8 protein-coding genes are annotated in these 8,933 nt (G+C 73.5%); 1 reads left to right on the top strand and 7 read right to left on the bottom strand.

Annotated features, from left to right (window positions below; genetic code table 11):
- Nucleotides 1-345 (top strand): Ig-like domain repeat protein (locus tag ACIG47_RS24305; RefSeq protein ID WP_397433642.1); only part of this gene is annotated, 345 nt, incomplete at its 5' end.
- Between the two features lie 92 nt (nucleotides 346-437).
- Here the strand turns inward: ACIG47_RS24305 and ACIG47_RS24300 are convergent.
- The 7 genes from ACIG47_RS24300 to ACIG47_RS24270 all read right to left on the bottom strand — a co-directional run bounded on the left by ACIG47_RS24300 (nucleotide 438) and on the right by ACIG47_RS24270 (nucleotide 8,716).
- Nucleotides 438-1,211: an SDR family NAD(P)-dependent oxidoreductase gene (locus tag ACIG47_RS24300; RefSeq protein ID WP_397433641.1), complete on the bottom strand. Its 774-nt coding sequence runs from the start codon at nucleotides 1,209-1,211 to the stop codon at nucleotides 438-440.
- A 450-nt stretch (nucleotides 1,212-1,661) separates the two neighbouring features.
- The gene (locus ACIG47_RS24295) at nucleotides 1,662-3,323 is read right to left on the bottom strand and encodes an ABC transporter ATP-binding protein (RefSeq protein ID WP_397433640.1); all 1,662 of its coding nucleotides are present in this window, start codon (nucleotides 3,321-3,323) and stop codon (nucleotides 1,662-1,664) included.
- Entirely contained in the window at nucleotides 3,320-4,999 is a 1,680-nt protein-coding gene (locus ACIG47_RS24290) for an ABC transporter ATP-binding protein/permease (protein WP_397433639.1), read from the bottom strand. Before ACIG47_RS24290 ends, ACIG47_RS24295 begins: the two co-directional genes overlap by 4 nt.
- A 3-nt stretch (nucleotides 5,000-5,002) precedes the next feature.
- Nucleotides 5,003-6,010 (bottom strand): ABC transporter substrate-binding protein, encoded by a 1,008-nt coding sequence (locus ACIG47_RS24285; protein WP_397433638.1) that lies wholly within the window; start codon nucleotides 6,008-6,010, stop codon nucleotides 5,003-5,005.
- Nucleotides 6,007-6,831, bottom strand: a complete 825-nt coding sequence (locus tag ACIG47_RS24280) for an ABC transporter ATP-binding protein (protein WP_397433637.1) — start codon at nucleotides 6,829-6,831, stop codon at nucleotides 6,007-6,009. Before ACIG47_RS24280 ends, ACIG47_RS24285 begins: the two co-directional genes overlap by 4 nt.
- On the bottom strand, nucleotides 6,828-7,946 hold the full coding sequence (locus ACIG47_RS24275; protein WP_397433636.1) for a FecCD family ABC transporter permease: 1,119 nt from the start codon (nucleotides 7,944-7,946) through the stop codon (nucleotides 6,828-6,830). The genes ACIG47_RS24280 and ACIG47_RS24275 overlap by 4 nt, the downstream gene beginning before the upstream one ends.
- Nucleotides 7,943-8,716, bottom strand: coding sequence for a class I SAM-dependent methyltransferase (locus ACIG47_RS24270; RefSeq protein WP_397433635.1), 774 nt, complete (start codon nucleotides 8,714-8,716; stop codon nucleotides 7,943-7,945). The genes ACIG47_RS24275 and ACIG47_RS24270 overlap by 4 nt, the downstream gene beginning before the upstream one ends.
- Between the last annotated feature and the right edge of the window lie 217 nt (nucleotides 8,717-8,933).

Below are 8,933 nucleotides of genomic sequence, written 5' to 3'. Positions count from 1 at the left end.
CACCGCAGCGCGGTCACCGCCCTGGTACCCGCGGACCTGCTGCCCGCGGCCACCAGCACGCAGGTCAAGGCGCCGTCCTCGGTCCGCCCGCTGGAACCGTTCCTGGTCAAGGTCACCGTGTCCGCCGAGGACGTCACGCCGTCGGGCCGGGTGACCGTCACCGTGGGCCAGGACAGCGACCGCCACCCCTACCAGCGCACCGTGACGCTGCGCCACGGCAAGGCCGACGTGCTGATCCCGCCGCTGCTGCGCGCGGGCCAGTACACGATCACGGCCGGGTACGCCGGCACCGACGACCTCGGAGCCTCCGAGGCGACCGCCGACCTGGAGGTCAAGCGACGCTGAGACGCACGGCCCGGCCGGGTGGTCGGTAGAAGGTCAGGTGGTCGGTACCCCGGGGTGCCGACCACCTGACCTTCTACCGACCGGCTGACCTGCTACGGCAGGATCGTCGGTACGAGCCCGCCGTCCACACCGAGCGCCCGGCCTGTCGTGGCCGTGGAGTAGTCCGACGCGAGATAGGTCACCAGGTGTGCGATCTCTTCGGGCCGGATCAACCGCCCGATGAGTGATCCGGCTACCCGGCCCTCCTCGATGAACTGCCCCTCCTGTTCCTCGCGGGACAGTCCCGGGTAGATGTCGTCCCACATGGCCAGGACGCCGTCGCTCAGGGTCGGGCCGGCGAGCACGCTGTTCACGGTCACCCCTGTGCCGGCGAGGGCCTGTGCGTAGCCACGCGCCACCGCGAGCTGCGCGGTCTTCGTGGTGCCGTAGTGCACCATGTTGGTCGGTGGCTGTACACCCGCCTCGCTCGAGATGAACACCACTCGTCCCCACCCGCGTGAGGCCATGCCCCGGGCATAGCGTCTGGTGAGCCGGACCCCGGACAGTACGTTGATCTCGAAGAGCTCCCGCCACTCGGCGTCGTCGATCTCGAACACCGGGCGCGCGGGGAAGGCACCCGTGTTGTTGACGAGGATGTCGACCTCGGGCAGCTCGGTGCCGAGGCGCTCCGCTCCCTCAGCGGTGGCGACATCGGCGACGACCCCGCGTGCGCCGAGCTCCTGCGCGACGGCCGTGACCCGCCGCTCGTCGCGGCCATTGACGACGACGTCCGCTCCCGCTCGGGCGAGCGAGGTCGCGATTGCCCGGCCGATGCCGGCACTGGAACCGGTCACGAGAGCTACCCGTCCGGTCAGGTCGATCTGCATCTGCGTATCCCTTCGAACTCCGTGCGAGATGAGGAGGCGGTCGGCTCAAGTACGCCGGAGGGCCCGTCACCGGTACCGGATCGTGGACGTCGCCGACTGCTGCCGCGTCGCCCCTGCGGTGCGCAGGGCGATGTAGACGTCCTCGTGCGCGGCAGGCTGCCTCCTCGCCCAACTGTTTTCATGACCATGGTGGTCGCCCTCGACTGGACGGCTAGTTGATCTGGCCTGGCGCCGATCCAGTGCGACTCCACCAGGAACGTCGACGACACCACGCACGGCGACGGCCTTGAGCGAATCGGTACCCACGTCGTGCGGCTTGATCGCGTGCCGGCCCGGGAGCAGAGGGTCGTTGGTTCGAATCCAGTCAGCCCGACCCCGTGATGCGACACGGCATCGGAACGGCCTGAACCTACGGATCGTAGGTTCAGGCCGTTCGTCGTCGACGGACGCCTACGACGTGACGACGCGCGGGCCGGTCTCCGGGAGCGGACCGGGCAGCCCGACGCGGGTGTGCGCGGCGGCGATCGTGTCCGGCCGGTGCGCGATGAGCAGGGTGGCCCGGTCGGTGGCCCGCGTCAGGAACTCCATGATGGCCGCGTCGGCGTCGGGGTCCAGGGATGCGGTCGGTTCGTCCAGCACGAGCACTCGGGGGTCCCGGAGCAGCGCGCGGGCGATGGCGACGCGTGCGCGCTGCCCTCCGGAGAGGCCGGTCCCGTGCTCGCCCACGGGGGTGGCCAGGCCGAGCGGGAGCCCGCCAGACGGGTCGAGCAGACCGGCCGCCCGCGCCGCGCGGTCGATCATCGTCGCCGTGGCGCCGGGGTCGCCGAGCGTGATGTTGCTCCGCACGGTTCCGCGCAGCAGAGGTGATCCCTGCGGTACGACGGCGACCAGGTGGCGCAGGCCGGTGTCCGGAAGGTCGCGCAGGTCGGTCCCGTCGACGCGGACGGCGCCTCCGTCCGGGTCCCACAGGCGCAGCGCGAGCCGCGCGGCCGTGGTCTTGCCCGCACCGGACGGCCCGGTGAGGGCGACGACCTGCCCGGGGCGCACGTGCAGGCTGAACTTGTCGAGCACCGGACGCCCCGCGCCGTAGGCGAAGGTGACGTGGTCCAGGACGAGACCCTGCTCGTCCTGGACCGAGGGGGAGCGACCTGCGGGACGGCGGTCGACGGCCGGCGGGGTGGCGAGCACATCGCCGACCCGCTGGGCGGCGGCCCGCAGGGTGCCGGCGTTGCGCAGCAGGTCGGCGATCTGCGCGGCGGGGCCGAGGCCTGCCACGGCCACGGTCACCGCGAGCGGGGCGTCGGCCGGAGCCACGGCGCCGCGGTCGAGCAGCACGATGCCGATCGCACCGAGAGCGGCACCCGCGAGGGAGACGTCGGCGATGCCACGCTCCAGACCGAGGCGCCGGGCCTCGCGCACCTGGGTGCGTGCGTGCCTCCGGGTCTCCTCGGTGATCCGGTCGAGCCGGCTGCCGAGGGCGTCCGCTCCGGTCAGCTCCCGGAGCCCGCGGACGGTGTCGAGCAGCTCGGACCGCAGCCCGGCGGCTCCGGCGGCCAGCGCGGCGCCGTCGCGACGGGCACGGCGGGCGGTGGCCAGAGGGACGGTGACACCGACGAGCAGCAGCGGCACCCACACGAGCAGCAGCAGCGGGCTGAGCGACACGGACACGGCGGTGCTGACCGAGAGGACCAGCAGGGCGCTCAGGGTCTGCGCCACGGTGTGGGCGTAGAGCCATTCGAGGGTCTCGATGTCGGCGACGACGGCGGTCACCATGTCGCCGGTGCGCTGCCGGCGGGTACGCGTCGGCAGCGCACGGCGCAGGGCGTCGAAGACCCTGCCGCGCAGCAGGGCGATCAGCCGGTAGGCCAGGTCGTGCGAGACCCATGACTCCCGCCACGCGGTGGTGGCGGCCAGCACCCCGAGGGCGCCCAGTCCTGCGGCCAGCGCCCTCAGGTCGACGGGCTCGCCCGCCACGACGTGCCCGACGGCGACGGCGAGGCCGAGCGCGATCGCGAGCACGGCGCTCTGGGTGACGACGCTCCACAGCACTGTCTCGACGAACAGGCCCCGGTGCGTGGTGATGACCGGGAGCAGCCGGAGGACCGCTCTCACGACGCACTCCCCGCCATGAGGACCCGTGCCGGGGGTGGTCCGTCGCCGCTCGCGGTCAGGCGCCCGTCGCGCAGAGCGATCCAGCGGTCCGCGTGCAGGCAGGCACCGGCCCGGTGGGCGATGACGAGGACGGTCCGGGCCGACGAGTCCCGGGCGACGGCGTCCACGACACGTCTTTCCGTGTCGGGGTCCAGCGCCGAGGTGACCTCGTCGAGCACGAGAACCGGAGCCGGTGAGAGCAGTGCGCGGGCGATGGCGAGCCGCTGTCGCTCGCCGCCGGAGAGCTGCTCGCCGTTCTCGGCCAGTACGGTGTCGTACCCGTCGGGCAGGGCGGCGACCACGTCGTGGACGTCGGCGACGCGGCACGCGTGCTCGATCTCGGCGTCCGTCGCCGTCGGCCGGTACAGGCGCAGGTTGTCGCGCACGCTCCAGGCGAACAGCACGGGATCCTGCGGCACGACGACGACGCTGCGGCTGCGCGCACCGCGGGTGTAGGTGCGCAGGTCGACGCCGTCGACGCGGACCTGGCCGGCGTCCGGGTCGATGTCACGTTCGAGCAGCCGCGCGAGCGTGCTCTTGCCCGACCCGGACGGGCCGATGACTGCGACGGTCTCACCGGGAGCCACCCGCAGGCTCAGACCCCGCACGCCGGTGGTGGTGCCCGGGTAGTGATAGGTGACGTCGTCGACCACCACGGACCCGGCGGGGGCGGGAGCGGCGTGGGCGCCGTTCTCGATCACGGCCGGTTGCCGGGACAGGAGTCGTTCCAGCCCGTCCACGGCGGTCAGGCCGAGATAGCCGGCGTGCCAGTTCGTCCCCAGGTCCTGGACCGGCCGGAAGCACTCCCGTGCCAGCAACAGCACCGTCATGGCCGCCGTGGCGCGAGCGTCCCCGGAGACGACGGCGGCCAGGGCGGCGAAGACGGCCAGGACCGTGCCGAGGTGCAGGGCCATGCCGCTGACGACCGTCTCGACGAGCGAGAGCCGGAGCTGGGCCATGGTGGACACCCGCAGTCCGTCCGCGTCCGCCGCGATCCGGGCGGCGATCCGGTCGGTCGCGCCGAAGGACCGCAGCAGCGGGATCTGCTGCAGCGCCTCGACATAGTCCGACGACAACCGGGTGAACCGGTCCCAGCGCCGCCGCCCGGTGCGCAGGAGCCGGGCGTCCCAGACCCGCGGGGCGAGTACCGCTACCGCGGTGGCGACGGCGAGCACGGCACCCGCTCCCCCCGAGCGCGTCCAGACGAGCGCGACGACGACGGCGGGGACGACCAGCACGACGATCAGCTGCGGCAGGTAGCGCGTGTAGTAGGCGTCCAGGCCGTCTACCCCGTCGAGCACCGTGGCCGCGGTCCGCCCGGAGTCGCGCTCCGCGACCGGTACGGCCGCGAGCTGGAGCAGCAGCCGGCGCCGCAACCGGATCCGCACCTCCGCCCCGACGCGTGTGGCGGTGGGCTCCCGGAGCCCGATGAGCACGCCGCGGAGCAGCGCGATGCCGGTCAGCGCCGCCAGGCCGGGTACGGGGTCGCCGTCGTCGTGCACCACCGCGGTGACGACCGACCCCGCGGCGAGCGCGAACGCGACGTGCAGCGCGGACAGGACGACGCCGAGGCCGGCCAGGGCGAGGATCGCTCCTGGCACGGCCCCGGCGAGCTGGAGCAGACGGCGGTGGACCACCGGTCAGAACGCGTCCGGGTAGAGCTGCTCGGCGATGTCCCGCACGATCGAGACGTTGCCCAGGGTGCCCGGGAACACGTCGGCGCTGGACACGGCGATCAGCCGGTCCTCGCGCACGGCGGGCATGTCGGGGAACGTGGTGGTCAGGTACTCGCGCGTCGCGGCCTCGTGCTGCTCGTCGTAGGCCGAGAACACCAGCGCCTCCGGCTCCTGCGCGGCCAGTGCCTCCGGGGTGATCGTCGCGGCGAAGAACTCCGCGAACGCCGGGTCGTCGGGCCCGTAGACGTTGTCGGCCCCGGCGCGGCGCAGGATGTCGTGCTCGACGCCCGCGCCGATGGCCTGCAGCGTGCTGCCCTCGACGTAGACCTGTGCGACGCGCAGCTTGTCGACGTCGGCGACGGCGGCGGCCACTTCGTCCAGCTCTGCCTGGCTGACGTCCACGAGGTCCGCCGCCTCGTCCTGGACGCCGAAGATCTCTCCGACGTTCTCCAGGTCCGTGAACAGGTCGGTCACCTCGCCGGACATGCGCCGGTCCGCGCAGCCTCCGGTGGCCACGTAGACCGCCGCCCCGGCCTGCTCGAGCTGCTCGATGCTGGCGAAGCCCTGCTCCGCGGTGAACTCGTAGGTGGTGGGCGAGTACACGAAGTCGGGCTCGACGGCGAGCAGGTCCTCCCGGCTCGGGGGCATCGCCTCGCCGATGACGGGGACGTCGTCGGCCAGCGGCGCGACGTCGCCGGGCAGCTCCTGCGCGGTGGCCTGGGCCTGCCCCGCCAGCCGGTCGGCCAGGCCCAGGCGCAGCAAGAGCTCGGTCTGTGCGGGGTGCATGCCGACGGCGGCCGTCGGGGCGTCGTCGACGACGACCTGGCGGCCACAGTTCTCCACGGCGACCGGTTCCGCGGAGCCGGACGGCCCGGGGGCGGCCGTGACCGACGACCCGCACCCGGCCAGGAGCAGGGCGCCTGCGGCGAGCGTGGCGGCGGATCGGAAGCGGGCGTGTGCGGTGGGGATCATGTCGGGATGCTGCTTTCTGCTCGGGCTTCGGGGGAGCCGGTGGTGGGGTGGCCGTCGGCCACGGAGAGCGGGCGGAACGAGAGGACGGGCTGTCCGGCGTCACCGTGCACGCGGACGTCGACGCCGAAGGTGCCGCGGATCAGCTCGGGCACGAGCACCGTGGCGGGCGGCCCGGCGGCGATGATCCGGCCGGCGTCGAGCACGACCACCTCGTCGCAGTACCGGATCGCGAGGTTGAGGTCGTGCAGGGCGGCGATCACGGTGCGGCCCAGGCCACGCACCGTGGTCATGAGCTCGTGCTGGTGGCTGATGTCGAGATGGTTGCTGGGCTCGTCCAGGACGAGGACGGGGCTCTGCTGGGCGAGGGCGCGCGCGAGCATGACGCGCTGGCGCTGGCCGCCGGACAGGGTGGCGACCATCCGGTCGGCCAGGTCGGCGACGCCGGTGCGGCGCATGGCGTCGGCGACCACGTCGAGGTCGGCCGGGGTGTCCCTGCCGAAGGCGGCGTGGTGCGGGGCGCGGCCGAGCAGCACCGTCTCCTCGACGTTCAGGTCGAAGTCGGTCGGCGCGTCCTGCAGCATGACGGCGACCGCCCGGGCCGCCTGGCGGCCGCTCAGGCGCAGGACGTCCTGCCCGTCGACACGCACGCTGCCCACCCGTGGGCGCACGGCCCGGTAGAGCGTGCGCAGCAGGGACGACTTGCCGCTGCCGTTGGGCCCGACCAGGCCGACCACGGTCCCGGGCTCGATGGTCAGCGACGCCCGCTGGACGACGTCGCGGCCACCGAGCCGGACGGTGACGTCGTCGAACTCCACCCTCATCGCCCGAACCCCGCTCGCTCGGCGCCGCCGCGGCGCATCAGCCAGAGGAAGAACGGGGCGCCCACGAATGCCGTGAGGATCCCGAGCGGGATCTCGGTCGGGGCCGCGACCGTGCGTGCCAGGAGGTCGGCGGCCATCAGGAAGACCGCGCCGCCCAGGACCGTCACGGGCAGCATGCGCCGGTGGTCGGCACCCACCGCGATCCGTGCGACGTGCGGCACCACCAGGCCGACGAAGCCGATGCCGCCCGCCACCGAGACCACGGTGCCGGTCAGGAGGGACGCCACCACCAGCAGCACACCGCGTAGCCGGCCGGCGTCCACGCCCAGCGACACGGCCGACTCGTCCCCGGTCATGAGCGCATTCAGCGACCGGGCCAGGACGAGTGCGGTCACGCCGGCGACGAGGAGGGCGACGGCGGGGCCGACCAGGCTGGACATGGTCGCCGCCGAGACGCTGCCCAGCAGGAAGAACAGCACGCTGACCACGTTCTGGGCGCTCGTGGAGATGGTCAGGTAGCTCGTGACGGCGCTGAACAGCGTGCCCAGGGCCACTCCCGCCAGGATCATCCGGGTAGGGGACAGTGCGCCGTCCTTGCGGGCCAGCACCGCCACGCAGACGCAGGCCCCCAGGGCGCCGGCGAACGCCGCGATGTTCAACGACAGACCGCCCAGCGCCGCCGAGCCGAGCACGATCACCAGCACCGCGCCCACGCTCGCGCCCGACGACACGCCCAGGACGTACGGTTCCGCCAGCGGGTTGCGGACCGTGACCTGCATCAGGGCTCCGGCCAGTGCGAGACCGGCTCCGGCCAGGCCGGCGAGCAGTGCGCGCGGCAGGCGGAACTGCCAGACGGCCTGGTCCTGCAACGGCGTCAGCGACCCGTCCGACATCCACGGCATGCCCGGCAGCAGGTGCCCGAGCACGAGCTGGGCTGCCTGGACCGGGCTGACGGCCACCGACCCCACCGTGCCCGAGACCACGACGAGCAGGCAGGCGGCGAGCCCCAGTGCGGCGCACAGCAGCCAGGTCCTGCGTACCAGGCGCCGTCGGACACGACCGGGCGCCGACGCGCCGGGCCCCGGAGCCGCCGGACGCGCGATCGACCTCGTCATGCGTGCGGCCTGACGGTGGTCGCGTCCAGCGTGGTCCGCAGGTAGCCGACCGGAAGACGGAAGGCGCCGTCGGCGGGCTCGCCCGCGTCGCGCACCGTGGCCAGGAGCCGTTCACGTGCTTGCGGCCACGTGGCGCCGAGGCGCGCGGCGCCCAGGACGACGGGCGCGCTGTGCCGTTCGAGCCGGCTGACGAACCACTCGGGGGACTCCACGGTCATGACGAACGACTCCTCGGTGACCTGAGCGTCCGGGCCCGCCACCGCGTGCACGCCGGCCATCGTCTCGTGCCACGGCTCGGGAGCCTCGGGGAAGAAGGGGGCCAGCGTCTGCCGGATCCGGCCGAAGAGGCCGGTCGCGGACCAGCTAGTCAGGACGATCCGGCCGCCGGGCCGGGCCAGGCGCCGTGCCTCGGCCAGGGCTGCGCGCGGATCGGCGGCGAAGACGACACCGAAGGTCGAGGTCACCAGGTCGGCGCATCCGCTCGGCAGCGGCACGGCGAGGAAGTCGGCCGTCACCCAGGTGACCTCGACGCGGGCCTGCCCGGCCCGGCGCGCGGCCTCGCGGAGCAGGCTGGGCGTGACGTCCACGCCGACCACCGATCGCGCGCCGTGCGCCGCCGCGGCGATCGCGGTGACGCCGGTACCGGTGGCCAGGTCGACCACGTCCTGCCCCTGGACGGGCAGGGACGCGACGAGGTCGCGGCCGGGCTGCGCCCACAGGTCGCCGACCACGGCGTAGTCGCCCGTCGCCCAGAACTCAGCGGGGTCCATGTGCTCCTCCTGGCTCGCCGTCCCTGGCGCGACGGTCACAGTCGCGAACGATAACCGTTCTCGCCAGTGCGTGGCAAAGGTCGCCGGGTGGTCGCGACGTGCCTGCTCAGCGCGCGGCGGTGCCGCCCGGGCACCGGCTCCTGATGAGAACGATTCTCGGCAACTCGTTGACACCGGTCCTCACGCACCGCTTAGATGATTGCGAGAATCATTCTCA

Source organism: Promicromonospora sp. NPDC052451, assembly GCF_044547525.1.
GTDB lineage: Bacteria > Actinomycetota > Actinomycetes > Actinomycetales > Cellulomonadaceae > Promicromonospora.
Note: the sequence above shows the minus strand (reverse complement) of the source record. Positions and strands in the feature narration are given on the sequence as shown.